This is a genomic window from Pantoea sp. RIT-PI-b (assembly GCF_001187905.1).
GTDB lineage: Bacteria > Pseudomonadota > Gammaproteobacteria > Enterobacterales > Enterobacteriaceae > Pantoea > Pantoea nemavictus.
Map to the genome: position 1 here is coordinate 249,698 of NZ_LGIS01000030.1, position 25,149 is coordinate 274,846.

Genomic DNA, 25,149 nt, shown 5'->3' on the forward strand with positions numbered 1-25,149 from the left:
GGCTTCTCTTGCTCATCCCAGTCACTTACTGATGTAAGCTGCTGGGGATTCTCAAGCTTGCCGCCTTCCTGAAACTTGAATTATTTAGGGGAGCGGTTTCGACAAAACGTCATCAACCAAACCTTCCCGTAATGTAATCTTCGGTGCGTCGCGCTTTTGGCGAGGTGAAGATACGATCGGTTTCATCAAACTCCACCAGCTGGCCGTTGTGCATAAACGCGGTGAAATCTGACACGCGCGCCGCCTGCTGCATATTATGCGTCACCAGCACCAGCGTGAAATGCTGCTTCAGCGTGGTCATCAACTCTTCTATCACCAAGGTTGAAATCGGATCGAGCGCCGATGTCGGCTCATCCAGCAGCAATACCTCGGGTTCAATAGCAATAGCGCGCGCAATCACCAAACGCTGCTGCTGACCGGTAGAGAGCGTTAGCGCATTCTGTCCCAGCTGATCTTTGACTTCGCCCCACAGCGCCGCGGCACGCAGCGCACGTTCGCAGGCTTCATTCAGCACGCGTCGATCGCGCACGCCCTGCAAGCGCAGGCCGTACACCACGTTTTCGTAGATCGATTTCGGGAACGGATTCGGTCGCTGAAACACCATGCCAATGCGGCGACGCAACGCGGGAAGATCCTGGTTGGCCTGCATTACCGCATACCGGTCGAGCAGAATCTCACCCTCAATGCGACAGCCATTAATCACGTCATTCATGCGATTAAAGCAGCGCAGCAGCGTCGATTTTCCGCAGCCGGACGGCCCAATCAGCGCCGTGATGCGGTTTTTCGGGATCTGCAGATCTATGTTATTCAGTGCCTGGCGGTCGCCGTACCACAGCGACAGCTGATTCACGCTCAGGGCAATGTCGTAATCGGGCGTCATCAGAAAACCTTTTTAGTGCATCATGAGCCGGTAACGCTCACGCAGCCGATGACGCAGCGCCATGGCCAGCAGATTGAGCGACAGGATGATCACCACCAGCAGCAAGGCGGTGGCATAAACCAGCGGTCGGTCAGCATCGATGTTGGGACTTTGGAACGCCAAATCGTAGATCTGAAAACCGAGGTGCATGAATTTGCGATCGAGGTGCAGATAAGGGAACACCGCATCAACCGGCAGTTCGGGCACCATTTTCACCACGCCCACCAGCATCAGCGGCGCGGTTTCTCCCGCCGCGCGCGCCACGGCCAGAATCAGACCGGTCAGCATCGCCGGGACCGCCAGCGGCAATACCACGCGCCACAGCGTTTCTGCCTGGGTTGCGCCCAGCGCCAACGATCCCTGACGCAGATTATCAGGAATACGTGACAATCCCTCTTCGGTGGCGACGATTACCACCGGCAGCGTCAGCAGCGCCAGCGTTAGCGCGGCCCACAGCAAGCCCGGCGTGCCAAAGGTTGGATTGGGTAACGCGCTGGAGAAGAATAACTGATCGAGCGTGCCACCAATCAGCCAGACAAAGAACCCGAGCCCAAACACGCCGTAAACAATCGACGGCACGCCTGCCAGATTGACCACCGCGATGCGCACCAGCCGCGTCAACGCATGGCGTCCGGCGTACTCATGCAGCCACACCGCAGCAACAACGCCGAGCGGCATGACGATAATCGACATCAACAGCACCATCAGCACGGTGCCAAAAATCGCCGGAAACGCCCCGCTTTCACCACCACCGGAGGTCGGTGAATCACTGATGAATTGCCAAATCTGACTGAAGAAGTGCTGCGTTTGGGTGGTTAATGTCATGGCATTGGGGTACCAGGCATCCACAACCTGCGCCAGCGGGATAACGTGATCCTGTCCCTGCACATCACGCAGCACCAGCGTATCGCGCTGACTTTCGTGTTGTAGATGGGTTAACTGCTGCGCCAGCGCGTTAAAGCGGCGCTGTAGTGCGCTGCGATTAGCATCAAACTCTGACTGCACTTCGAGGCTGAAGGTGCCGTTACGCTGCTGTTCATCGGCCTGTTGCTGCAGGCTTTCCAGCTGCGCGTTGAGGCGTGCCATCTCAATACGGCGAATTTTACTCGCCTGGCGCAACTGCTCATGCACCTGCTGCAAACGCTGATGCAGCAAGGCATCGCGGCTGTGCGCCGTCATCACTTCATTATCCTGGCGCAACTCCACCAGCCAGCCATAGGCATTGCCGCCGTTGCGGCGCTGCAGCACTAACACATCGGCAGGACGCCGGGTTTTCGCCTCGCCCTGGCTGTACAGCACGCGGAAATCTGGCGCAGCAAAATCGCGGTTGCCGGTTTTCACTACATAGCGCCACTGCGCGCCCTGCTGCTGCTTTTGCAGCGTTTCGCCCAGCACCATCACCGCATGACCTTCCGGCGGCTGGAACTGGTATTGATCAACCGGCTGCGGCCAGAAAGCGCGAACGCCCTGCCAGCCCAGCAAGCCAATCAGCAAGGTAAACGCCAGCAGGCACACCGCAACCGCCCCCGCAGTAAGCCAGCGCCAGCGATCGTTTTGTTGCATCGCCTTCATCCCTGGCCCTCATGCTGGCTGTAGCGTTGGCGTAACCGCTGACGAATCAACTCGGCAATGGTGTTGATCACCAGGGTAAACATCAGCAGCAGTAATGCGCTGAGGAACAGAATGCGATAGTGCGCGCTGCCGGCGGCGGCTTCGGGCATCTCAATCGCGATGTTAGCGGAGAGCGCACGCAGGCCAGCAAATAAACCGCCTTCGCTGACGGGCGTGTTGCCCGTCGCCATTAGCACAATCATCGTCTCGCCGACGGCGCGGCCAAAGCCAATCATCAAGGCGGCAAAAATGCCCGCCGAAGCGCCCGGCAGCACCACACGCGTCAGGGTTTGCCATGGCGTAGCGCCCAATGCCAGTGAGCCCTGCCCGAGCGCGCCCGGCACGCTGAATAACGCATCTTCCGATAAAGTGAAAATCAGCGGCACCAGCGCAAAGCCCATCGCCAGCGCGGCCACCAGCAGATTACGCTGTTCGTAATGCGCTAACCGCTCGCCCACGTCCGGCCAAAACAGCGTCGGCAGCCAGAGCGTGAGTAACGTCGTGACTAAAAGCACCGGCAGCAGCAGAATCACTTCAAACCCCGGACGTCGCCAGTTGGCCGGCAAACGCGGACTCAGCACGCCACACAATAATAGGGTGGCGGCGAGCACCAGCGGCAATAGCAACACGCCAACCAGCGCGCTGCTGATATGCGGTGCCAGCCAGACGCCCGCGATTAAACCAATCACTACGCTCGGTAGCGCGCCCATCATCTCGATGCCAGGTTTAACCCAACGGCGTAAACCCGGCGACATAAACCACGCGGTGTACATGGCGGCAGCCAACGCTAGCGGGGTGGCGAACAGCAGCGCCAGACTGGCCGCTTTTAGCGTGCCCAGCACCAGCGGCATCAGGCTGAACTTGGCCTGATAGCTGTCACCCGCCGCGGTGGATTGCCACACCCAATCGGGCTGCGGATAGTTTTCATACCAAATCTTCTGCCACAGATTGCGCCAGGTGAAGTCCGGCCACGGATTATCCAGCGCGAACAGTTGCCATTGCCCGGCACGTTCAATAATCAGGCCATCCCCACGCGGCGCGAACGCCAGCGCCTGAATGCCTGGCGCCAGCTGCCGCGTCAAAATCGCGCCCTGCTGCTTGCTGGCAAATAGTTGAACCTTGCCCTGCTCATCAAAGGTGGCAAAGACGCGGCGCTGCGATTCGGGCGTAATGCCGGCCAGTTTTTGGCTGCCATTAAAGGTATGAACCTGTTGCAGGCGCGGTCCTTTATCACCCGCAATGGCAAACCATTGATGTATGCCCTGCGCATCCTGAATAAGCAAAGTACGTCCACCGGCCAGCATATTCAGGCTTTGCGGCGGCAGGTTGAGGGTTTGGGTTTCACGTAACTGTGCGCCACTCGGCGTGATTTGCCAGACACGCAGCAAACGCCCACTGCTGGCGTAGAGCAGCGTCCCATCCGGCGACAGCAGCAGATGTTCGGCCTGCTGCTGCGGCAACACGATCTGATTAACTTTTTGCTGATTTTCCAGCGTCAGCAGGCTAATACCGGCTGCGGTTTGCGCGGCGATAAGCCACTGATTGTCGCTGAGCGACGTCAGCGTCATGTTACTCACCGCACCTTGCGGTAAACGCATTGGACGATCGCCGAGCGGGAAACGCCATTCGCCGCTGCCGTTACGGATAACCGGTTGCATTAACAGCAGCTCGCCCTGCATATTGAGCAGCACGCTGCGGTTATCGCTGCTGGTGACGGCCGCATCAGGTTTGCCGTTGAGCGCCAGCGCAGGACCCGCAGGTTGACCATCCAGCGGGATAAAGCGCGCTTCGTTGCGGCTGATGCGCCAGCCAAGATGACCGTCGCTGCCCATCGCCAGCATCGGCGCTTTATCCCACAGCTGCAGATTAGTGGTGGCATGCATGCCCGGCGCGCTAAACAGCGGTAATACCACCCAGATCAACCAGAAGAACAGCAGTAACATCAACAGTAAAATTCCCACGCCACAGGCCGTGACTATGCGGCGCACTAAATTATCAGTGGCGCGTCGACGACGGTCGCTAAAGTGGACGGGAATGCGATTTATGCTCATGCAGGCCAGGTTACCGGTGGAAACAAGTCGCTATGTTGCCCGTAGCTGATTGATAAGACAACCTTTGACGTTGGACAAGCCTGCCATACTCTCGCCATAATGGTGACGGACACTGAGCGGTACCGCATTTTTGCGTTTTTTCCGCCGGACATTCCGTCCAGCATCAGCATCTCGGAGTCAGAATGGGTCAGGATAAGCTGTATATAGAAAAAGAATTAAGCTGGTTAAGCTTCAATGAACGTGTGTTACAGGAAGCCTCGGATAAAAGTAATCCGCTGATTGAGCGCATGCGCTTTCTGGGAATCTATTCCAATAACCTCGAAGAGTTCTATAAAGTGCGCTTTGCCGATCTCAAGCGGCGAATTCTGATCAGCGAAGAGCAAGGCAAACCGACCTCTTTGCGGCATCTGTTAAAGAAAATTCAGCTGCGGGTGCAGAAATCAGATCAAGAGTTTGATGCACTCTATAACGATCTGCTGCTGGAAATGGCGCGTAATCAGATCTTCCTGATCAACGAACGCCAGCTGTCACCGAATCAGCAAGAGTGGCTGCGCTACTACTTCAAACATCAATTGCGCCAGCACGTTACGCCGATTCTGATCAACCATGACACCGACCTGATCGAATTCCTGAAAGACGATTACACCTATCTGGCGGTTGAAATCATCCGCGGCGACGATGTGCGCTACGCGCTGCTGGAGATTCCTTCGGATAAAGTGCCGCGCTTCATTAACCTGCCGGCTGAATCACCCCGTCGCCGCAAGCCAATGATTCTGCTGGATAACATTCTGCGTTATTGCCTTGATGAAATTTTCAAAGGCTTCTTCGATTACGATACGCTGAATGCCTATTCAATGAAGATGACGCGCGATGCCGAGTACGATCTGGTGACGGAGATGGAATCAAGCCTGCTGGAGCTGATGTCATCGAGCCTGAAGCAGCGTCTTAATGCCGAGCCAGTGCGCTTCGTTTATCAGCGCGATATGCCGGATGCGATGGTGGAAATGCTGCGCCATAAGCTGTCGATTTCGAACTACGATTCGATTGTGCCCGGCGGCCGTTATCATAACTTCAAAGATTTCATTGGTTTCCCGAACGTCGGTAAAAGTAATCTGGAAAACCGCCCGCTGCCGCAGATTCGCCACATTGGCTTTGATGGCTTCCGCAACGGCTTCGATGCCATCCGCAATCGCGATGTGCTGCTCTATTATCCGTATCACACCTTTGAGCACGTGCTGGAGCTGCTGCGCCAGGCTTCGTTTGACCCGAACGTGCTGGCAATTAAGATCAACATTTACCGCGTGGCGAAAAACTCGCGCATCATGGATGCGATGATTCACGCCGCCTATAACGGCAAGAAAGTCACGGTGGTGGTTGAGCTGCAGGCGCGCTTCGATGAAGAAGCCAACATTCGTTGGGCGAAACGCCTGACCGAAGCCGGCGTGCACGTGATCTTCTCCGCGCCGGGTCTGAAAATTCACGCCAAGCTGTTCCTGATTTCGCGCCGCGAAGGTGAAGAAGTGGTGCGTTATGCGCATATCGGCACCGGTAACTTCAATGAAAAAACCGCGCGCATTTATACTGACTATTCATTGCTGACCGCCGATGCGCGCATCACCAATGAAGTGCGTCGCGTGTTCAACTTTATTGAGAATCCGTATCGTCCGGTCACCTTCGAGCATCTGCTGGTGTCGCCGCAGAACTCGCGTGACATGCTGTACAAGTACATTGATGCAGAAATCGCCAACGCGCAGCAAGGCAATATTGCCGGTATTACTTTGAAGATCAACAATCTGGTGGATAACGGATTGGTTGATCGGCTGTACGCGGCCTCGTCGGCTGGGGTGAAAATCAATCTGCTGGTGCGCGGCATGTGCTCACTGATTCCGGATTTACCGGGCATCAGTGAAAATATTCGCATTACCAGCATCGTTGACCGCTATCTTGAGCACGACCGCGTCTATATTTTTGAGAACGGCGGCGAGAAAAAGGTGTTCCTCTCTTCCGCGGACTGGATGACGCGTAACATTGATCACCGCATTGAAGTTGCCGTGGCGATTCTTGATCCGCGCGTGAAGCAGCGCATACTGGACATCATTGCCATTCTGTTTAGTGATACGGTGAAAGCCCGCATCGTCGATAAAGAGCTGAGTAACCGTTATGTGCCGCGCGGCAACCGTAAAAAGGTGCGTTCGCAGCTGGCCATTTACGACTACATCAAGAAACTGGAACAACCCGAATAACGCCTATGCCAATCTCACATAAAAGTACGCCGAAACCTCAAGAGTTCGCGGCAATCGACCTCGGCTCGAACAGCTTCCATATGGTCATTGCCCGCGTGGTGGATGGCGCTTTGCAAGTGCTGGGACGCCTGAAACAGCGCGTGCATCTGGCTGATGGCCTGGATGCACACAATCGCCTGAGCGAAGAGGCGATTGAGCGCGGTCTGAGTTGTCTGGCGTTGTTCGCGGAACGTTTGCAGGGCTTTAGTCCCGCGAACGTCACCATCGTCGGCACCCACACGCTACGTATCGCCAGCAACGCGGAAGAGTTCTTGCAGCGCGCGGCCGAAGTGATTCCCTATCCCATCGAAGTGATTTCCGGCAACGAAGAAGCGCGTTTAATCTTCATGGGGGTGGAGCATACGCAGCCGGAGAAAGGTCGCAAGCTGGTGATTGATATCGGCGGCGGATCAACCGAACTGGTGATTGGTGAAGACTTTGAGCCGCAGCTGGTGGAGAGCCGTCGCATGGGTTGCGTCAGCTTCGCCAATCTCTTTTTCCCGAAAGGGGAAATCTCGTCGGAAAACTTCCGCCGTGCGCGCCTCTCAGCTGTGCAGAAGCTGGAAACCATGGCGTGGCAATATCGTCTGCACGGTTGGCAATATGCGCTGGGTGCATCGGGCTCCATCAAAGCGGCCTGTGAAGTGCTGCTGGCGATGGGCGAAAAAGAGAAGCTGATCACGCCAGAAACGCTGGAGTTACTGACCAGCGAAGTGCTGAAGCATAAATCCTTCAATGCGCTGAGCCTGCCGGGCTTGTCGGAAGAGCGTAAAGCGGTGTTTGTACCGGGATTAGCGATTTTGTGTGGCGTGTTTGATGCGCTCGCGATTCGTGAGCTGCGTCTTTCTGACGGCGCACTGCGCGAAGGTGTGCTGTATGAGATGGAAGGCCGTTTCCGCCATCAGGACATTCGCAGCCGCACCGCGCAGAGCCTGGCCAATCATTACGCCATTGATAGCGATCAGGCGCGGCGCGTACTGGAGACTACCGAGCAGCTCTATTTACAGTGGCAGGAGCAGAATCCGAAGCAGGCCAATCCGCAACTCTCGGCGCTGCTGAAATGGGCGGCGCTGCTACACGAAGTGGGATTGACCATCAATCACAGCGGCATGCAACGTCACTCGGCGTATATCCTGCAGAACTCCAATATGCCGGGCTTTAATCAGGATCAACAGATGCTGCTGGCCACGCTGGTACGTTATCACCGTAAAGCGGTGAAGCAGGATGAGATGCCACGTTTCACCTTGTTCAAAAAGAAACAGTTTCTGCCGATGGTGTTCCTGCTGCGTCTCGGTACGCTGCTGAATAATCAGCGCCAGGCAACCACCAAACCGGATTCGCTCAAGTTAAGCACCGACGATGGTCACTGGACGTTGACCTTCCCGGCGGGCTTCCTGAGCCAAAACACGCTGGTGCAGTTGGATCTGGAGCGCGAGCAAGCTTACTGGAATGATGTCACCGGTTGGAAACTGATGCTGGAAGAGGAGTAAAGCGGGCTGCTGGCCCGTTGTATGGTTATGACAACACGCCCTGATAACTATTTCGCTGAAAAGTACGGTCTGACACCGACCCATTCTGAAGTCCTGGCGGCCCTTCCCCACCTTGAAGTGGGGAAAGCGCTGGATTTGGGATGTGGTCAGGGCCGCAATAGCCTGTTTCTCAATCAGCATGGCTTTGAGGTCACAGCATGGGACAGCAATCCGGCCAGTCTCGAACGCCTGAACGGCATCATTGCAGAAGAGAATCTGCAAAATATTCACACCGAGTTGTGCGATCTCAATAGCGTACGCTTTAACGGCGCCTACCAGTTTGTGTTCTCAACGGTGGTGATGATGTTCCTGCAACCTGCCACCATCCCGCAGCTGATTGCTGATATGCAGGCCAGCACGTGCAAATATGGCTACAACCTGATTGTGGCGGCGATGAATACCGATGATTATCCCAATACGCAGAACTTCCCTTTCGCTTTTAAATCCGGTGAGTTAAGCCACTATTACCGCAACTGGCATATTGTGAAGTACAACGAAGATATCGGTGAACTGCACCGCCGTGACGAAAACGGTAATCGCATCAAATACCGTTTTGCCACGCTGCTGGCGCAGAAAGCCAGCTACTGATGTAACGGCCGCCCTGTGCGGCCGTTATTGTCTGATGTCGATCAATACCTTGAACCTTTTCTGCTCATTTTTCACACAGCGATTGCTTTAGCGATCTAAGTGTGACTAAATATTGCCTCCGCCCAATCGGGTAACTATAGGAACCACCCCGCGTGAACAGCGCCATTTCTGCACGAAGACGTCCCAAAACCAGCACCATGAGCCGCATTATTTTGCTGATCAGTTTCTTTATTTTGGTTGGCCGTCTGATTTTCATCATTCCCGGTGCCATTGAGCATCATCAGCAAAAGCAAGTCATCTCTGAACCGGTCACGCTGAGCACCAGCGATTCGCGCTAACGCATCTGCGGGTCCTTGTCGCTGCGACACATTATCCTTTGAGACAATGCTGCTTTTTACGCTCTGTTACCCGCAACGCGCTACACTGTGAGCTGACTTTACAGACACAAGGAACGCGTTATGTCTGCTTCGCATTCACAAAAATTAGCTGAAACTCGCCATCACATTCTTAATCTGCTGCTTAACGAGCATGATCTCGTTGATGTCCTGCTGGATAAATCTGTCGATCTTAATGCTGCCGAGCTGCGCGATATTACCGACTGGCGCCATGAATTAGAGAGCGAACTTCAGCAGTTACATGCGGCGGATTTAGCCGACATCCTCGAAGCCTTGCCAGAAGAAGAGCGTCAGGCGCTGTGGCGTTTAGTGCCCACCGCGCAGCGCGGTCACGTGTTGGTTGAGGCTTCGGAAACCGTTTGGGCTAGCCTGACGGAAGAAATGTCTGATCGCGATATTCTGCATGCTATTGAGCCGCTGGATATCGACGATCAGGTATATCTGGCGCGCTACTTGCCGCGCGATTTAACCGGACGTCTGCTCACTACGCTGGAACCCGGTCTGCGCGCGCGATTGATGAGCGTGATCGAACTGGATCGCGATCGCGTCGGACAGATCATGGATTTCAACATCCTGACGGTGCGCTCGGACGTTACCTTAGCCACGGTGCAACGCTATCTGCGTAAAGGCAAAAAAATGCCAGACGGCACCGATAAGATCTTTATCACTGATGAGCAAAATCAACTGCTGGGTGAGCTGACCCTCACCGATATTCTGCTGAACAAACCGAAGATGCTAGTGGCCGAGGTGATGAATTCGCATCCCACCACCTTTCAACTCAACGATAAAGCGGAGGACGCCGCCAGCGCGTTCGAACGTTATAACCTGATCTCCGCCGCGGTAACCGATGCACAAGGCAAGCTGATTGGCCGTATCACCATTGAAGACGTGGTCGATTTGGTGAATGAAGAGAACGAAAGCAACATCCGTAAAATGGGCGGTATCAGCCAGGGTGAAGACGTGTTTGCCCCGGTGCGCAAAGCGGTTGGCAAACGCTGGGCGTGGCTGGCAGTAAATCTTTGTACCGCTTTCGTTGCGTCGCGCGTGATAGGTCTGTTTGAAGCGACGATTTCACAGCTGGTTGCACTGGCAGCGCTAATGCCAATCGTTGCAGGCATCGGCGGCAATACCGGTAACCAAACCATCACCATGATCGTGCGTGCATTAGCGCTGCATCAGGTTGAACCGGGTAACTTCTCGTTTCTGATTATGCGTGAACTCGGCGTGGCGATAATTAACGGCCTATTCTGGGGCGGCATTATGGGCGGCGTCACCTGGCTGATGTACGACAACCTGCAGCTGGGCGGCGTGATGATGCTAGCGATGGTGCTGAATCTGCTGCTCGCGGCGCTGATGGGCGTGCTGATTCCGTTAATCATGACCAAAATGAAACGCGATCCCGCCGTGGGTTCCAGCGTACTGATTACCGCAATCACCGATACCGGCGGATTCTTTATTTTCCTCGGCCTGGCGACGATATTTTTACTACACCACTAAGGCTTTAAACAGTGTGCGTAACGTTGCAGCATCTGCTGTAAATTGAGTTGCAACGTTGCGCGCGCCAGTTCACTCAATGCTGGATTGACCCGTGTTGAACCACGCTGATTTAACCACTCCAGCACATCGATCAAATGCCATAACGCTGTTTTTCCATCATGTATCGGACGCGGAAACTGCGGGCTGTGGCTGAGCATCAGCTTGCGCATATTCTGCCGCGAAACCCCTATTAACTCCGCGATATCCGTCAGCCCAACTAAGTCCGGCGCGGCTTCAATCAGTTCAGCATCGGGCAAGGCCTGAAAAACATCGTCTAACGCGCTGCGCACCGCTTCCTGTGCAGTAATGGCTTCGCGACTGAATGTCATGCTTAATTTTCCCGCCACGCCCGCGCCAATAAGCGCATCAGTGCAGCCATTTCCACCAAGTCGCTCTAGTGCTTCATTGGCGCAAATCTCATCATTGAGGTGAAATCGCAGCGTAAACTCAAATTCCATGTTCTGTTCCTCGTCACTTAACCCGCTTAGGGCTTCTACTGCAGTTATCCACCACACGCCGCAAAAGCCTGGCATGCATTTCGGGATTTTTCGGCGTACTCCAGATGCAGGTAATGCAGTAATCTCCACATCGACACTCGGCTGAGTTGTCCGGACAATACATCTTTCCCCACGCATGATGGCCGCCAACAGCAACTCGCCACCCTTTAGCTTCTGCATATCGCAAAGCTTCTTCTACCGCTTTATGCGGATGCCGCTTCCTGTCTGACATCGCTGGCTACCTTATGCTTACCGCAATGAGTTGTCAACTGACAACCCCTGTATATTTCGGTACTATTTCAGCGGCGGTAGGTTTAGAAAATAACCAGAACGGTCTCAACGCGGCACGCTTTAATCGCGTGCTGGAAACCAGCGCACAAATTCCAGCGCACACTCCGTGACGAACATATAAACTCTGTAAATATCACTGACCTGATGGAGAAAAAGCATGTTTAAGGTGGATGATTTTGTACAGTCGAAGACCGGTGGCCCAAAGATGCAAGTGCTGCGTGTGGAAGGCGATATGCTGTGGTGCGCTCGCGTTGACGATCACATCAAACGAGAAATTGAAGTCCGAGCCGATACCGTGAATCTGTATCACGAAGACGGCGATTTCGGCGTCTGCTAAAAAAATGGCCCCATTTCGGGGCCATTTTTACGGATTGTCGCGCTGCACATTATTCTGCCCGATGCCACCGATAAATGGCAGACGCAGCCTGAATGGGGTGAAATCCAGTCCCATATTCAGACCCAGCACATTCACCTCTAATCCCTCTTCCGCTCCCACCGTTACGCCAAGCACACCGAGTACAGAGAGCTGTACGCCGCGTCCTGAAGGCGGTAATCCCACCGGATTCAACAGTGAGCGATAATCTTTGCCGAGCGCATTGGCTGGCAGATCCAGTTTCAGCGCGGGCACTTCACGGCCAATATGCGCCATGAAGGTATTGCTGTTGGGCCCCGGCCAGGCGTGATAGGTGGTTGGCCAGGGATACGATTTAATCGCCGCTTCGATCTGCGGAATCATCGCCTGTGCCGCGCTGCCGCGATGATCAACCAATAAACGAGGTCTAGCGCCGTACCAATAGCCATCCGGCAGATTACTGTTACGACGCACTTTATCACCGCTGCCCCAGCTGATGACTTCATAGCGATTGTAGTGGGTCTCCCCGGCGCGCTTGAAGATAATCCACGGATGCACCGCCACTGCGCCCTTCCAGCCATAAGTCGGCGCGGCGTAAACCTGCACAATTGCTTCTGAGGCGTAACGATGCGGATCCGGTGCGATACCGGCAGAATCGCGCCGAGCGGACGCCCAACCATCGCGTTCCGAGGTTAACTCACCACTGCGCGTTGCCTGCGCCAGACTGGCGCCTAATGAGAGCAAGATGATACATAGAAAAGAGATCAGTACGGCTTTGAAAGGCAACATCGACGGCATCCTGATGAGTAAAAATCACGCGCTATCTTGCATCGAAACGGGGAGTTTGTATTCACGAACTATGCGATGAAGCGAAAAAGCGGCATGCCTAACAGAAGTAAACTGATTGTACAAAATTTGATTGCCTTACTGTCATTTATAAAAGACAATCTACTAAGGATTCAGTGCTTGCGAGGACGCTATGCTGTACACGACTCAACGTTATCAGGACGCTACCGGTAAAGTCCCCTACACTGAGTGGATCAAAAGGTTACGTAAAAAAGATCCTCGTGCTGCAGCAAAAATTGATATCCGCATTGACCGCGCAGAAAGCGGCAATTTTGGCGATCATAAGTTTGAATTGGATGGTGTTTGGGAGCTTAGAATTGATTATGGCCCCGGTTATCGTGTCTATTACGCCCTTGATGGTGAAAGAATAATTATACTCCTCGTTGGTGGAGATAAATTCACTCAAGCAAACGACTTAATGAAAGCTGTAAAATTTTGGCGGGATTATCAAAAGAGGTAAGAATATGACTATCATCATTCAGTCTGCTAAAAAGAAAAAAGCAATAAACCACGATGATGCGATGGTAGCAGAGCTGCGCGAAAATCCTGAATATGCACAAATTTATCTGCAGACCGCTCTCGAAGATATTTATGAAGAAGGGGGTATTGCAGCCTTCCTCATCGCCTTACGCCGTGTTGTTGAAGCGCGCGGTGGGATCAGTGAAATATCTAAAAAATCAGGTCTGTCACGTCAGCAACTGTATAAAACGCTATCTGAAAACGGCAATCCTACATTAACGACTCTCACTGAGATTACTCGTGCAGCAGGTGTGCGGCTTATTCCACAAATCTAATCAGCAGGTAAAAAAGCCCGCAATTAAGCGGGCTTCGTTTTTACGCAGTAATAAAACATATATTTTCCACTCAATGATGGTGTGATAGGTTAATGGATTGTATTTATAAGAAAATTTTTTCTGCAGACAAACCCATCTTTTTTCCGTTATAAAAACCCTACTTAAAGCACACAAAAAATCACTTCAAGAAGGATATACTAAACTCATAACCTCTTGGTTAACTTTTGTACTCCTTCATTCTTAGAGATAATAACCACAGTTCAGAAAGAAAATTCGGCATCACACACCAAACACCACCGGATATCCCACGAGGAACAGTTTCATAGCTTTCGTCAGCGAACATAAGCCTCATTTCACACTCGGTATTATACATTTTATCGTCTATTGTACCTTCCAACTTCACAGTCACTTGACTAATTGCAGATGAAGTATCTTCAACACCAGTAATGGACCAATGTATTAACGAAATACCTTTCAATTCATTGCGTAATCGACCAGCACGAAACCCAATAGGACGGTTGGGATAATCGACTGTACCCTTGGCTAATTCACCATAATTCTTCGTCATTAGCCAAGAAAGATATTCACCGGCAAAAGCCTCTGGACTATCTAATGGTAGGTTTGTAGTATTATTAGAAGCAGCCATGATAATATTTGAAACGACAGGCCGGGCTTTCCACCTATTTAATGCATTTTTAATTTCAGAATTTCGTTGTATTCTTTTCCCAAGCTCACGCATATCAATTGGTTTTTGTTCCTCGGTAGCTTTTTCTAATCTTTGTACTTCATCACGACACCGATCAAAATAATCAATTGCCGCCCATAAAAGATTAAATGCCTTCCCTGCAACTATGGGACTGCCGTAGTTAGGGTTTAATCCATGTACAATACCATGACGAAATGGCATACAGATAAGTTCCGTATCGAGCTTTCGTCGAGTCGAACCAAGAATTGCAAGCCCTTCAGATAGACCTCCGGGGCCTGATGTCTGGCTATCAAAAACAGGTTTATCCGCACCACCAGAAAACGGATGTTTACCTGTTGATGTGGTGCATACTCCATCAATAATGCTTAAAATAAGGGGGATAGCCGACAAATAATCTTCTGCTCCTGCTCGATCTACAGCTCGTTCATACATTGCTTCCCATGGATTAAAATGACGCTTACAAAACCGGTAACCCAAAAAACGCATGTTATCTGGATTTAGGTGATAGTTTGTCAGTTCGATTTCCCCATCCACAACGTTCATATCGAGAACTTTTGCGACAATGTCTGTCGATAAAAAATCATAATTTACCCATCCAAGCGGACTATAAATTTGCGCGAAAAGATCCCTGTTGCTCATCATATTTTTTATAATTCCTAACTGTCTTTCTACCTGCTGAAACTGCTCTTTAGCATTCTTGTCGAATGCTCCCAATAACTTTGCTACTGGACGATATTTTTCAATTTGATCAATAAGATATTCAGCAGGCGATTTAGGAACATGTTTATCTGACATTCATACTTCCTTTGTTGTATCAGAAATTGCGGAGCAAAATTTGCGTAAAATCATATCAATAATAATAGCTACTTATTAAGAAGCTAGCCATTGAGCATAAAAATCCATCCATATATTCGGCTGCATTTTATGGCTCAATTATAAGATGGCGTATATCCTTATTCTCCGGCGCACTGCGCTTCATGGCATTATACCGTCCCTTACTGAATATCTGCGCGCTGAACAGCAGTGGTTGAGATATGGCTGGGATACCCCGACTTAAATATATTTTTTTAATTTAGTCATTAAAAAATAATATTATAGCTCAACGGGAATTTATCAAATGGTAATTTTCAAATCTAAACTCGAAACCTGAGAGTGCTATCAAAAATCCCATTGAAAAAACCGTGTTTCCCGTTGCTAACCGCTGCCAGAAAGATACAAGTGCAAAAGCAAAAAAGCCCGCAGTTGTGCGGGCTTAGAGATGCTTAAATGCTTAAACGTGCAGGCTATTGCCAAACTTTAAATCATTCCCACTCGATCGTCGCCGGTGGTTTACCCGAAATATCATAAACCACGCGGGAAATGCCGTTCACTTCGTTGATGATGCGGTTGGAGACGCGACCGAGGAAATCGTACGGCAGGTGCGCCCAGTGCGCGGTCATGAAGTCGATGGTTTCTACTGCACGCAGTGAAACTACCCAATCATATTTACGACCGTCGCCCATCACGCCGACAGAACGCACCGGCAGGAATACGGTGAATGCCTGGCTGACTTTGTTGTACAGGTCGGCTTTATGCAGCTCTTCAATGAAGATGGCATCGGCACGGCGCAGCAGATCGCAATACTCTTTCTTCACTTCGCCCAGCACGCGTACGCCCAAACCTGGACCCGGGAACGGGTGGCGATAAAGCATGTCGTACGGCAGGCCGAGTTCCAGACCAATTTTGCGCACTTCATCTTTGAACAGCTCTTTCAGCGGCTCAACCAGGCCCATCTTCATCTCTTTCGGCAAACCGCCCACGTTGTGGTGCGATTTGATCACGTGCGCTTTGCCGGTCGCAGAAGCGGCAGATTCGATCACGTCAGGATAGATGGTGCCCTGCGCCAGCCACTTCACGTCTTCCAGACGCAGTGCTTGCTCGTCGAATACTTCTACGAACACGCGGCCAATGATTTTACGCTTGGCTTCTGGATCGTTCTCGCCCGCCAACGCATCAAGGAAACGCGCTTCAGCCGCAACGTGTACGATGTTCAGGCCGAAGTGGTCGCCGAACATGTCCAGTACCTGCTCAGCTTCATTCAGACGCAGCAGACCGTTATCGACGAACACGCAGGTCAGGCGATCGCCGATGGCGCGGTGCAGCAGCATCGCGGTCACGGAAGAGTCGACGCCGCCTGAGAGGCCGAGGATCACTTTGTCGTCGCCAACCTGCTGACGAATACGCTCAACCGCATCTTCGATGATTTTGGCTGGCGTCCACAGCGCTTCACAGCCGCAGATGTCACGGATAAAACGCTCCAGCATACGCAGGCCCTGACGGGTATGCGTCACTTCTGGGTGGAACTGCACGCCGTAGAATTTTTTCTCTTCGTTAGCCATGATGGCGAACGGACAGGTTTCGGTGCTGGCAACGGTTTCAAAACCGGCTGGGATGGCGGTGACTTTGTCGCCGTGGCTCATCCATACGTCCAGCAGCGGTTTTCCTGCTGCGCTAATCGCATCTTCGATGTCACGCACCAGCGCGCTCTGGGTCAGCACTTCTACCTGCGCATAACCAAACTCACGCTCGTTGGAGCCTTCAACCTTGCCACCCAGCTGCATCGCCATGGTCTGCATGCCATAGCAGACGCCCAGTACCGGCACACCGGCGTTGAACACGTATTCCGGCGCTCGTGGGCTGTTCTGCTCGGTGGTGCTTTCCGGACCGCCAGAGAGGATGATGCCGTTCGGGTTGAACTGGCGAATTTGCTCTTCGGTGACATCCCACGCCCAGAGTTCGCAGTAGACGCCCAGCTCACGCACGCGGCGCGCCACCAGCTGCGTATACTGAGAACCAAAATCGAGGATCAAAATACGATGTTTATGAATATTTTCAGTCGTCATTGAGGCGTTTCCATTGGGATGGACTTAATAATAAAAGCGCCCGGCTGGTGCCGGGCGCTAAATTTTACGGGATTATGAACCCATGCGGTAGTTTGGTGACTCTTTGGTGATGGTCACGTCATGCACGTGGCTTTCGTTGATGCCCGCGCCGCTGATGCGCACGAACTCCGCTTTGGTGCGCAGATCGTCGATGGTGCCGCAACCGGTCAAGCCCATGCAAGAGCGCAGGCCACCCATCTGCTGGTGCACGATCTCTTTCAGGCGACCTTTATAAGCAACGCGACCTTCAATACCTTCCGGTACCAGTTTGTCAGCGGCGTTATCGCTCTGGAAGTAACGGTCTGAAGAGCCTTTGGACATCGCGCCCAGCGAACCCATTCCGCGATAAGACTTGAACGAACGGCCCTGATACAGCTCGATTTCGCCCGGAGACTCTTCGGTGCCGGCCAGCATTGAACCGACCATCACTGCTGCTGCACCTGCGGCGATCGCTTTAGCGATGTCGCCAGAGAAGCGGATACCGCCATCAGCGATAACCGGAATCCCGCTGCCTTCCAGCGCAGTAACCGCGTCAGAAACCGCAGTGATTTGTGGCACGCCGACACCGGTAACGATACGCGTGGTACAGATTGAACCAGGACCGATACCGACTTTCACCGCGCTCACACCCGCTTCAGCCAGCGCCAATGCACCTGCGCCGGTCGCCACGTTGCCGCCGATGATTTCCAGGTTCGGGTATTTTGCACGGGTTTCACGGATACGCTGCAGCACGCCTTCTGAGTGGCCGTGTGATGAGTCAATCAGCAGCACGTCAACACCGGCAGCAACCAGCGCATCAACACGCTCTTCGTTGCCTGCACCCGCACCAACCGCTGCGCCGACGCGCAGGCGACCTTCCGCATCTTTACAGGCGTTAGGTTTACGTTCGGCTTTCTGGAAATCTTTAACGGTAATCATGCCCAGCAGGTGGAAGCTGTCATCCACAACCAGCGCTTTCTCAACACGCTTTTCGTGCATTTTGTGCAGCACCACTTCACGCGCTTCGCCTTCCTTAACGGTAACCAGACGCTCTTTCGGTGTCATCACCGCAGAAACGGGCAGCGTCAGGTCAGTGACAAAACGCACGTCGCGACCGGTGATGATCCCCACCAGCTCGTTCTCGGTGTTCACCACAGGATAGCCAGCAAAACCGTTACGTTCGGTCAGCTCTTTTACCGCCGCCAGCGCGGTGGTTGGCAGCACGGTCTGTGGATCGGTAACGACGCCACTTTCGTGTTTTTTCACCTTACGAACTTCATCCGCCTGGCGCTCAATTGACATGTTTTTGTGGATAAAGCCCAAACCCCCTTCCTGCGCCAGCGCAATAGCCAGACCCGCTTCAGTTACGGTGTCCATTGCAGCGGAGAGCATTGGGATGTTCAGACGAATGTTTTTTGTCAGTTGCGTGCTGAGATCAGCGGTGTTGGGTAAGACAGTGGAGTGAGCGGGAACGAGCAGAACGTCGTCAAATGTGAGGGCTTCTTTCGCGATTCTTAACATTGCAATATCTCCACCAGGGGGCGATTAAAACAGATAAAATATTGCCGCGGCATTATACAGGCCGAAACCGATTGCCTCCAGTGTTTTTTCAGAAAAAGTCTTGATCCTCCGGGTGAGCAATGTAGTATCGGTTGATTAACCCTCTGATTTAAAATTTGATCTACATCACATGTCGCTCCCGCCAACCGCCAATATTTTTACTGTCAGCCGCCTGAACACCACGGTGCGCCAACTGCTGGAAAATGAGATGGGCCTGGTATGGCTCAGCGCTGAGATCTCGAATTTTACCCAGCCCTCTTCCGGCCATTGGTACTTCACGTTGAAGGATGATGGTGCACAAGTACGCTGCGCGATGTTTCGCAATAGCAATCGTCGCGTCACCTTCCGTCCTCAGCATGGTCAGCAAGTTTTAGTACGCGCCAGTATCACGCTGTATGAGCCGCGCGGCGATTATCAGCTGATTATCGAAAGCATGCATCCGGCGGGCGAAGGCTTGCTGCAGCAGCAGTTTGAGCAGCTAAAAGCCAGGCTTGCCGCAGAAGGCTTGTTCGATCAGCAGTTCAAACAGCCGCTGCCGGATCCAGCGCGTCAAGTGGGCGTGATTACCTCCGCCACCGGCGCGGCGCTGCACGACGTGCTGCGCGTGCTGCATCGACGCGATCCGTCATTGCCGGTGATCATCTATCCTACGGCGGTGCAAGGCGTGGATGCGCCCGCTGGCATTGTGCGAGCCATCGAGTTGGCCAACCAGCGTGAAGAGTGTGACGTGCTGATTGTTGGCCGTGGCGGCGGTTCGCTGGAAGATTTGTGGAGCTTCAATGACGAACGCGTGGCACGGGCGATTTTTGCTAGCCGCCTGCCGATCGTCAGCGCCGTTGGCCATGAAACCGATGTCACCATCGCCGACTTCGTTGCGGATTTACGTGCGCCAACGCCTTCTGCGGCGGCTGAGCTGGTGAGCCGTAATCAGCTGGAACTGGTGCGCCGTTTGCAGTCGCAACAGCAGCGCATGGAGATGGCGTTGGATTTTTATCTGGCACAACAGCAGCGTCGCTTCACCCGCATCCAGCACCGTTTACAGCAGCAGCATCCGCAGCTGCGGCTGGCACGCCAACAAACCTCACTGTTTCAGCTGCAGCGCCGTCTTGGCGAAGCGATGGATCAGCGTATGCGCGTGGCGAATCGTCAGCAGGATCGCCTGCTGCAGCGTCTCAACGCACAGCAACCGCAGGGACGGATTCTGCGCGCTCAGCAGCAGCTCCAGCAGTGGCACTATCGTCTGCAACAGGGCATGGAAAAACAGCTTAATCACAATCGTCAGCGCTTTGGCACATTAGCCGCACAGCTGGAAGGCGTAAGCCCTTTGGCGACGCTGGCGCGTGGATTCAGCGTCACCACCGATACGCAAGGTCAGGTGGTGAAGAGAACTCAGCAGCTCAGCAAAGGTGATTTGCTGCGTACCCGACTGGAAGATGGCTGGGTGGAAAGTCAGGTTACCGCGCTTGAACCGCAGAAATCCCGGAGCCGTAAAGCGCGTTGATAGGATGAAAACTATACTTTTGACATAATCATTTATGATCAGGAGTTAGTATGCCTTTTAGCGTTATTCCTCCCTACATGCTGCGCAATATCATTGATAACTGCACCGGTGCGCAGCAAGACTATGCGCGCCGCACTCTCACCCACGTGCAACACTTGATGGAGAAACACAGCCATCAAGCCACCAGCGCCGCCATTGCCAAACCAGGCACCGTTCTGCGCGCTATTTACGACGCTGAAGGCACGCAAAATCTGCCCGGCACGTTAATCCGCGAGGAAGGCCAGCCGGATAATGGCGATGTCGCCGCCCAGGAAGCCTGGGATTATCTCGGCATTACCTACGATTTCTTTTGGCAAATCTACCAACGTAATTCGCTCGACAACAAAGGCCTCAAACTCGATGGCACCGTGCATTACGGCAAGGAGTACCAGAATGCCTTTTGGAACGGCCAGCAGATGGTATTTGGCGATGGTGATGGCCAGATATTTAATCGCTTCACCATCGCACTCGATGTGGTGGCGCACGAACTGACGCATGGCGTAACGGAAACCGAAGCCGGGCTGATTTACTTCCAGCAGGCAGGCGCGCTGAACGAATCAATGTCGGATGTTTTTGGCTCACTGGTGAAGCAGTTTCATCTTAAGCAGAGCGCCGATCAGGCTGACTGGATCATCGGCGAGGGTTTACTGGCGGGCGGGATTAATGGCCGCGGGTTGCGTTCAATGTCGTCACCCGGCACCGCCTACGACGATCCGGTGCTGGGAAAAGATCCGCAACCCGCCGATATGGATCACTACATTGAGACGCGTGACGATAACGGCGGCGTGCATCTTAATTCTGGCATTCCCAATCGCGCATTTTATCTCGCGGCTAAAGCGCTGGGCGGCTTTGCCTGGGAAATCGCGGGCCAGGCGTGGTACGACACGTTATGCGATAAAACGCTGCCGCAGGATGCCGATTTCAGCACCTTTGCCCGCTTCACCGTGCAGCACGCCAAACAACGATTTAACACTTCAGTGGCGGAGAGCATTCAATCCGCCTGGCAGCAGGTGGGCGTAACGTGGACATCCAACTGACCGATGACGCTGTCATTAAACTGGCGCGTGAAGGCGGTATCGCCTTTATTCCTAAGCTACGCGGTGAACGACGCTTTGCCTTGTCAGAGCTGCCAGAACCGCAAAAACAGCGGGTTTGTGAAGTATTAGAACAGGCTATGCCCCTTGGCGAACCGGAAGATCAGGCGGCAAATATCGGTCGTGGCGATCAGCGCTATTACCGTATTCAAATCACCTACGCTACCCATCGCGAGGCGGGAACTTTGGTGCTGTTAATTCCTGAGCAACTCGCGCCACCTGAGTTGCAATCTCTCTGGCGCGACGGGGAATAGGTTATAAGAGATCTCTCAAGGAAAGTCATAACTGATTGACTATACTCATTATGTGGCTAGCTAGTCCACGTCGAAGAAAACACCCTTAGATGAGGTCTCTGCTATGACACAAAAAAAGCAACGAGGTGGTGCCGGGAACTTTGCAGAGGACCCGGAGCGCGCCAGGGAAGCAGGTAGCGCTGGCGGCAAAGTCAGCGGGGGTAATTTCAGAAACGATCCTGAAAGAGCCAGGGAAGCTGGAAGAAAAGGAGGTCAAAAAAGCCGCCGCCCTTCCAAGCAGCAGTGAATAAGGTACCTTGAGGGATAAAGTGCGCTAAGGATGGTAAAAAAAAGGCCGACATCATGATGTCGGCCTTTCTCATTAGGGCACTTACTTGCTGTCTGGCAGCGCGTAAGCAATCACGTAATCACCACGGTCTGGTGACTGACGTGCGCCGCCCGCGGAGATCAGGATGTACTGTTTGCCGGTTTTCGGCGATACATAGCTGATTGGACCGCCCTGGCTGCCGACTGGCAGACGTGCTTTCCACACTTCTTTACCGGTTGAGCTATCGAACGCGCGCAGATAGTAATCCTGCGTACCGGCGATGAACACCAGGCCGCCCTGCGTCGCCAGCGTGCCGCCCAAGGTCGGCATACCAATTGGCATTTTCGCACGCATTTTGATACCAAACGGACCGGTATCCTGCACGGTACCCACTGGCACCTGCCAAACGATTTGGCGGGTTTTCATATCAATCGCCGACAGCGTACCGAACGGCGGTGCCTGGCACGGAATGCCCAGTGGCGACATGAAGCGGTTTTTGTTTACCGCGTACGGTGTGCCTTTCAGCGGAACCGCACCCATGCCGGTGTTGATCGCTTCACCACCATTGCTGGCCGCAGTTTTGCTGGTGTCTTGCGGCACCATCTGTACCCACAGACCCAGACGCATGTCGTTAACGAACATATACTGGTTGTTCGGATCAAACGAGATACCACCCCAGTTCATACCGCCCAGTGAACCTGGGAAGCTGAGGGATTTATCGGTATCCGGTACGGTGAACAGACCATCGTAACGCATGCCTTTAAAGGCGATGCGGCACGCCAGCTGGTCAAACGGTGTTGCACCCCACATATCCGCTTCAGTCAGCTTCTGGTTGCCAATGTTTGGCATCTCCACCGAGTGCGGCTGCGTTTTGGTGTACTGCTCGTTCGGGATGTGGCCCTGCGGCATCGGCAACTCTTCAACTTTGGTCAAAGGCTTGCCCGTCAGGCGGTCCAGCACCCAAATCATGCCGGTTTTCGCCCCGATGACCACGGCTGGCTTAGTGGTGCCATCCTTCATCGGGAAGTCTACCAGGCTCGGCTGCATTGGCAGGTCGAAGTCCCACAGATCGTTATGCACGGTCTGATACACCCACTTCTGCTTACCGGTGGTGGCATCCAGCGCCAGAATTGATGCGCCGTAGGTGTGATCCAGTTTGGTACGGTTCGCACCCCACAGATCGACAGACGGGCTCCCCATCGGCAGGAACACGGTATTCATCGCTGGATCGTAGGACATAGGTGCCCACGAGTTCGGCGTACTACGCGTGTAGTCTTTACCCGGCATTAACACCGCATTAGGATCGTCGTTGCCTGGGTCAAACGCCCAACGCATCTGGCCAGTGATCACGTCAAAACCACGCAGCACGCCGCCTGGCATGTCAGTCTGCACGTTATCCGCGACGCGACCGCCAACCACAACGGTGGTCCCGGCCATCGCTGGAGGCGAAGTCAGCTGATATTGCGGATCTGGCGCTTTGCCCAGACCGGTTTTCAGATCAACCACACCGTGCGTACCGAAGCTGTCACACAGCTCACCGTTATCGGCGTTAATCGCAATCAGGCGCGCGTCAATGGTGTTCATCAGAATACGGCGTTGGCAGGTATCGCCCGCCGGCAGCACAGCTGCAGTAACCGGCGTTGAACCCGGCTGCGTAGGCTGCTGCAGCGGTTTGGTCGCATCGAAATACGCTAAGCCACGGCAGCGGTTCCATACTTCCGCCTGAGCGTTAATTTCGCGTTTCCAGATCTGCTTACCGCTGTCTGCGGCAACCGCAATCACGTTGTTGTGTGGCGTGCACAGATAGAGCGTGTTGCCGATTTGCAGCGGAGTCTGCTGATCTTCCGCACCGTTACCGGTTGGGCTGATTGGCGTATCACCCGTGTGGAACGTCCAGGCAACCTGCAGATCTTTTACATTGTCGCGCGTGATTTGATCGATGGCGGCGAAACGGTCGCCACCTGGCGTACGGCCATAGCTGCTCCAGTCCTGCTGTGGTTTCGATTTATCGACAGGAATCAGCGGCAGCTGTTTACCGTCAAACGCGACGGTAGGATGCGGCTGGAACATCTGCACGAAGGTTGCCACCATGCCTACCGCGATAACCGCCGACAACACGTAAGAGACTTTCGCCAGAGAGCTTTTGCCTTCGCGTTTACGCAGTGCTGGCCAGGTAATGAATGCCAGCAGCATCAAGCCAGCCGGAACCATCAGGCGTGATACCAGCGGCCAGAAATGCCAGCCAGCATCAAACAGTGACCAAATCAGCGTACCGCCAAACACCAGGATGAACAGGGTGACGGCAGATGATTTGCGACGGAAGAACTGAATGGCCGACAGCAACATAGCGATACCGGCGATGAGGAAGTACCAGCTGCCGCCCAGCGCTACCAACTTGCCGCCGCCGATAGCGAAGAACAAGCCGATTGCCAGCAGGACCAGGCCTAACAGTACAGACCAGATGCTCAGCCCTTTGCCGGGACGAGCGGAATTTTCTGCCATAACAAAAACTCTCCTGAAAAAATAACGCGCTGGTGCCGGTAAGCCTGAGGCAGCCGGTATTGAGGCTCCTGCCGAAGCGGGAGACAAGACATATCCGTTACGCTTTATTTTAATCTATTGGTACGGGAGCAAGGCCCGTGATTCGTCGCTTGTGAGCGAGGACACAATGCAGATGAGAGTGATTCTCGCCCCAAGGCGGCAGGATTGTACCACCTGGTACAATAAAAAGTGAATATCCATAACGCAGCAGTTACTGGTTAATAGCATTTTTGCTACAAAACCAGTCGTAACCCATTAATAACTATGACGGCGTGCGGCGAAAAATTGTTACTGAGCAGTGAGGTCGGGGACGAATTCAACACGCTTCTTCGAGATCAGACCGTCACCGTGCTGACAAAAGTAATCAACCGCTCCACAAGCTTTTAGCACCTGCAGCGGTTGATGGCAGTCGGGGCATAACGCCAGATGCGCAAAATGGCTGGCACAGTGAGCACACATAAAACCATCTAGGTTGTGAGTAAGCGGTTGCTGGCAGTTGGGGCAAGGGATGTTCATCGATCCTCCGACATAAAAAAAGGGCCCGTCTGGGCCCTTC

The 25,149-nt window shown here is 53.4% G+C and carries 23 protein-coding genes; 12 read left to right on the forward strand and 11 right to left on the reverse strand.

All coding sequences use genetic code 11. The annotated features are described in order from the left end of the window. Positions 1–112 precede the first annotated feature (112 nt). Genes pstB through AC790_RS20445 form a run of 3 tightly spaced genes read right to left on the reverse strand, consistent with a single transcriptional unit; the run spans position 113 to position 4,581 of the window. Complete coding sequence (pstB, locus tag AC790_RS20435) at positions 113–880, reverse strand: phosphate ABC transporter ATP-binding protein PstB (protein WP_007884855.1); 768 nt, start codon at positions 878–880, stop codon at positions 113–115. A 12-nt stretch (positions 881–892) separates the two neighbouring features. Beyond that, positions 893–2,491 carry a phosphate ABC transporter permease PstA gene (gene pstA / locus AC790_RS20440; RefSeq protein WP_049852973.1) on the reverse strand — a complete coding sequence of 533 codons (1,599 nt, stop codon included), beginning with the start codon at positions 2,489–2,491 and terminating at the stop codon, positions 893–895. Beyond that, positions 2,488–4,581 carry an ABC transporter permease subunit gene (locus AC790_RS20445; protein WP_049852974.1) on the reverse strand — a complete coding sequence of 698 codons (2,094 nt, stop codon included), beginning with the start codon at positions 4,579–4,581 and terminating at the stop codon, positions 2,488–2,490. Before AC790_RS20445 ends, pstA begins: the two co-directional genes overlap by 4 nt. Positions 4,582–4,763: 182 nt before the next feature. Between AC790_RS20445 and ppk1 the strand changes: the two genes are divergently transcribed. The 5 genes from ppk1 to mgtE all read left to right on the forward strand — a co-directional run bounded on the left by ppk1 (position 4,764) and on the right by mgtE (position 10,872). Further along, the gene (gene ppk1, locus AC790_RS20450) at positions 4,764–6,824 is read left to right on the forward strand and encodes a polyphosphate kinase 1 (protein WP_049852975.1); all 2,061 of its coding nucleotides are present in this window, start codon (positions 4,764–4,766) and stop codon (positions 6,822–6,824) included. A 5-nt stretch (positions 6,825–6,829) separates the two neighbouring features. After that, positions 6,830–8,353 carry an exopolyphosphatase gene (gene ppx, locus AC790_RS20455; RefSeq protein WP_049852976.1) on the forward strand — a complete coding sequence of 508 codons (1,524 nt, stop codon included), beginning with the start codon at positions 6,830–6,832 and terminating at the stop codon, positions 8,351–8,353. Positions 8,354–8,380: 27 nt separating this feature from the next. Beyond that, on the forward strand, positions 8,381–8,980 hold the full coding sequence (tehB, locus tag AC790_RS20460; RefSeq protein ID WP_049853036.1) for a tellurite resistance methyltransferase TehB: 600 nt from the start codon (positions 8,381–8,383) through the stop codon (positions 8,978–8,980). A 152-nt stretch (positions 8,981–9,132) separates the two neighbouring features. Continuing rightward, entirely contained in the window at positions 9,133–9,318 is a 186-nt protein-coding gene (locus tag AC790_RS20465; RefSeq protein WP_007884862.1) for a YfgG family protein, read from the forward strand. Positions 9,319–9,438: 120 nt separating this feature from the next. Beyond that, positions 9,439–10,872, forward strand: coding sequence for a magnesium transporter (gene mgtE / locus AC790_RS20470; protein WP_049852977.1), 1,434 nt, complete (start codon positions 9,439–9,441; stop codon positions 10,870–10,872). On the opposite strand, the gene AC790_RS20475 is transcribed toward mgtE, so the two are convergent. After that, positions 10,869–11,369 carry an AlpA family transcriptional regulator gene (locus AC790_RS20475; protein WP_049852978.1) on the reverse strand — a complete coding sequence of 167 codons (501 nt, stop codon included), beginning with the start codon at positions 11,367–11,369 and terminating at the stop codon, positions 10,869–10,871. The genes mgtE and AC790_RS20475 overlap by 4 nt on opposite strands. A 13-nt stretch (positions 11,370–11,382) precedes the next feature. Beyond that, positions 11,383–11,640, reverse strand: coding sequence for a hypothetical protein (locus tag AC790_RS25200; RefSeq protein ID WP_072093460.1), 258 nt, complete (start codon positions 11,638–11,640; stop codon positions 11,383–11,385). 216 nt (positions 11,641–11,856) lie between these two features. Here AC790_RS25200 and AC790_RS20480 point away from each other — a divergent pair, with 216 nt between their 5' ends. Beyond that, positions 11,857–12,036, forward strand: a complete 180-nt coding sequence (locus AC790_RS20480; RefSeq protein WP_007884864.1) for a hypothetical protein — start codon at positions 11,857–11,859, stop codon at positions 12,034–12,036. A gap of 27 nt (positions 12,037–12,063) precedes the next feature. On the opposite strand, the gene AC790_RS20485 is transcribed toward AC790_RS20480, so the two are convergent. After that, positions 12,064–12,840 (reverse strand): DUF3750 domain-containing protein, encoded by a 777-nt coding sequence (locus AC790_RS20485; RefSeq protein ID WP_049852979.1) that lies wholly within the window; start codon positions 12,838–12,840, stop codon positions 12,064–12,066. 190 nt (positions 12,841–13,030) lie between these two features. Here AC790_RS20485 and AC790_RS20490 point away from each other — a divergent pair, with 190 nt between their 5' ends. Both AC790_RS20490 and AC790_RS20495 read left to right on the forward strand, forming a co-directional pair. Next, complete coding sequence (locus AC790_RS20490; protein ID WP_049852980.1) at positions 13,031–13,357, forward strand: type II toxin-antitoxin system RelE/ParE family toxin; 327 nt, start codon at positions 13,031–13,033, stop codon at positions 13,355–13,357. Between the two features lie 4 nt (positions 13,358–13,361). After that, the gene (locus tag AC790_RS20495) at positions 13,362–13,691 is read left to right on the forward strand and encodes an addiction module antidote protein (RefSeq protein ID WP_049852981.1); all 330 of its coding nucleotides are present in this window, start codon (positions 13,362–13,364) and stop codon (positions 13,689–13,691) included. A 217-nt stretch (positions 13,692–13,908) separates the two neighbouring features. Here AC790_RS20495 and AC790_RS20500 read toward each other — a convergent pair whose 3' ends face one another. The 3 genes from AC790_RS20500 to guaB form a co-directional block, all read right to left on the reverse strand. Continuing rightward, positions 13,909–15,192, reverse strand: a complete 1,284-nt coding sequence (locus AC790_RS20500) for a hypothetical protein (protein ID WP_049852982.1) — start codon at positions 15,190–15,192, stop codon at positions 13,909–13,911. A gap of 506 nt (positions 15,193–15,698) precedes the next feature. Continuing rightward, a complete protein-coding gene (guaA, locus tag AC790_RS20505) occupies positions 15,699–17,279 on the reverse strand; it encodes a glutamine-hydrolyzing GMP synthase (protein WP_049852983.1) in 1,581 nt (526 codons plus the stop codon). Between the two features lie 72 nt (positions 17,280–17,351). Continuing rightward, the gene (guaB, locus tag AC790_RS20510; protein ID WP_049852984.1) at positions 17,352–18,818 is read right to left on the reverse strand and encodes an IMP dehydrogenase; all 1,467 of its coding nucleotides are present in this window, start codon (positions 18,816–18,818) and stop codon (positions 17,352–17,354) included. A 169-nt stretch (positions 18,819–18,987) separates the two neighbouring features. Between guaB and xseA the strand changes: the two genes are divergently transcribed. From xseA to AC790_RS24435, 4 genes are all read left to right on the forward strand, one after another. After that, positions 18,988–20,358 (forward strand): exodeoxyribonuclease VII large subunit, encoded by a 1,371-nt coding sequence (gene xseA, locus AC790_RS20515; RefSeq protein ID WP_049852985.1) that lies wholly within the window; start codon positions 18,988–18,990, stop codon positions 20,356–20,358. A gap of 50 nt (positions 20,359–20,408) precedes the next feature. Then, positions 20,409–21,434, forward strand: a complete 1,026-nt coding sequence (locus AC790_RS20520) for a M4 family metallopeptidase (RefSeq protein ID WP_049852986.1) — start codon at positions 20,409–20,411, stop codon at positions 21,432–21,434. Then, positions 21,419–21,745, forward strand: a complete 327-nt coding sequence (locus AC790_RS20525) for a protealysin inhibitor emfourin (RefSeq protein ID WP_007884879.1) — start codon at positions 21,419–21,421, stop codon at positions 21,743–21,745. The genes AC790_RS20520 and AC790_RS20525 overlap by 16 nt, the downstream gene beginning before the upstream one ends. A gap of 103 nt (positions 21,746–21,848) precedes the next feature. Beyond that, a complete protein-coding gene (locus AC790_RS24435; RefSeq protein WP_045814915.1) occupies positions 21,849–22,031 on the forward strand; it encodes a general stress protein in 183 nt (60 codons plus the stop codon). Positions 22,032–22,115: 84 nt separating this feature from the next. Here the strand turns inward: AC790_RS24435 and AC790_RS20530 are convergent, their stop codons facing one another. Then, positions 22,116–24,554: a glucose/quinate/shikimate family membrane-bound PQQ-dependent dehydrogenase gene (locus AC790_RS20530; RefSeq protein WP_049852987.1), complete on the reverse strand. Its 2,439-nt coding sequence runs from the start codon at positions 24,552–24,554 to the stop codon at positions 22,116–22,118. Between the two features lie 327 nt (positions 24,555–24,881). After that, on the reverse strand, positions 24,882–25,109 hold the full coding sequence (locus AC790_RS24440; RefSeq protein ID WP_072093461.1) for a zinc ribbon domain-containing protein: 228 nt from the start codon (positions 25,107–25,109) through the stop codon (positions 24,882–24,884). Between the last annotated feature and the right edge of the window lie 40 nt (positions 25,110–25,149).

Bases quoted from the DNA above. Each gene is read 5' to 3' on its own strand.
- tehB (WP_049853036.1), top strand. From the start codon at position 8,381: ATGACAACACGCCCTGATAACTATTTCGCTGAAAAGTACGGTCTGACA.
- mgtE (WP_049852977.1), top strand. From the start codon at position 9,439: ATGTCTGCTTCGCATTCACAAAAATTAGCTGAAACTCGCCATCACATT.
- pstB (WP_007884855.1), bottom strand. From the start codon at position 880: ATGACGCCCGATTACGACATTGCCCTGAGCGTGAATCAGCTGTCGCTG.
- AC790_RS20520 (WP_049852986.1), top strand. From the start codon at position 20,409: ATGCCTTTTAGCGTTATTCCTCCCTACATGCTGCGCAATATCATTGAT.
- AC790_RS24440 (WP_072093461.1), bottom strand. From the start codon at position 25,109: ATGAACATCCCTTGCCCCAACTGCCAGCAACCGCTTACTCACAACCTA.
- pstA (WP_049852973.1), bottom strand. From the start codon at position 2,491: ATGAAGGCGATGCAACAAAACGATCGCTGGCGCTGGCTTACTGCGGGG.
- AC790_RS25200 (WP_072093460.1), bottom strand. From the start codon at position 11,640: ATGTCAGACAGGAAGCGGCATCCGCATAAAGCGGTAGAAGAAGCTTTG.
- AC790_RS20475 (WP_049852978.1), bottom strand. From the start codon at position 11,369: ATGGAATTTGAGTTTACGCTGCGATTTCACCTCAATGATGAGATTTGC.
- guaA (WP_049852983.1), bottom strand. From the start codon at position 17,279: ATGACGACTGAAAATATTCATAAACATCGTATTTTGATCCTCGATTTT.
- AC790_RS24435 (WP_045814915.1), top strand. From the start codon at position 21,849: ATGACACAAAAAAAGCAACGAGGTGGTGCCGGGAACTTTGCAGAGGAC.
- AC790_RS20445 (WP_049852974.1), bottom strand. From the start codon at position 4,581: ATGAGCATAAATCGCATTCCCGTCCACTTTAGCGACCGTCGTCGACGC.
- AC790_RS20500 (WP_049852982.1), bottom strand. From the start codon at position 15,192: ATGTCAGATAAACATGTTCCTAAATCGCCTGCTGAATATCTTATTGAT.
- AC790_RS20480 (WP_007884864.1), top strand. From the start codon at position 11,857: ATGTTTAAGGTGGATGATTTTGTACAGTCGAAGACCGGTGGCCCAAAG.
- xseA (WP_049852985.1), top strand. From the start codon at position 18,988: ATGTCGCTCCCGCCAACCGCCAATATTTTTACTGTCAGCCGCCTGAAC.
- ppx (WP_049852976.1), top strand. From the start codon at position 6,830: ATGCCAATCTCACATAAAAGTACGCCGAAACCTCAAGAGTTCGCGGCA.
- AC790_RS20530 (WP_049852987.1), bottom strand. From the start codon at position 24,554: ATGGCAGAAAATTCCGCTCGTCCCGGCAAAGGGCTGAGCATCTGGTCT.
- AC790_RS20495 (WP_049852981.1), top strand. From the start codon at position 13,362: ATGACTATCATCATTCAGTCTGCTAAAAAGAAAAAAGCAATAAACCAC.
- AC790_RS20485 (WP_049852979.1), bottom strand. From the start codon at position 12,840: ATGTTGCCTTTCAAAGCCGTACTGATCTCTTTTCTATGTATCATCTTG.
- ppk1 (WP_049852975.1), top strand. From the start codon at position 4,764: ATGGGTCAGGATAAGCTGTATATAGAAAAAGAATTAAGCTGGTTAAGC.
- guaB (WP_049852984.1), bottom strand. From the start codon at position 18,818: ATGTTAAGAATCGCGAAAGAAGCCCTCACATTTGACGACGTTCTGCTC.
- AC790_RS20490 (WP_049852980.1), top strand. From the start codon at position 13,031: ATGCTGTACACGACTCAACGTTATCAGGACGCTACCGGTAAAGTCCCC.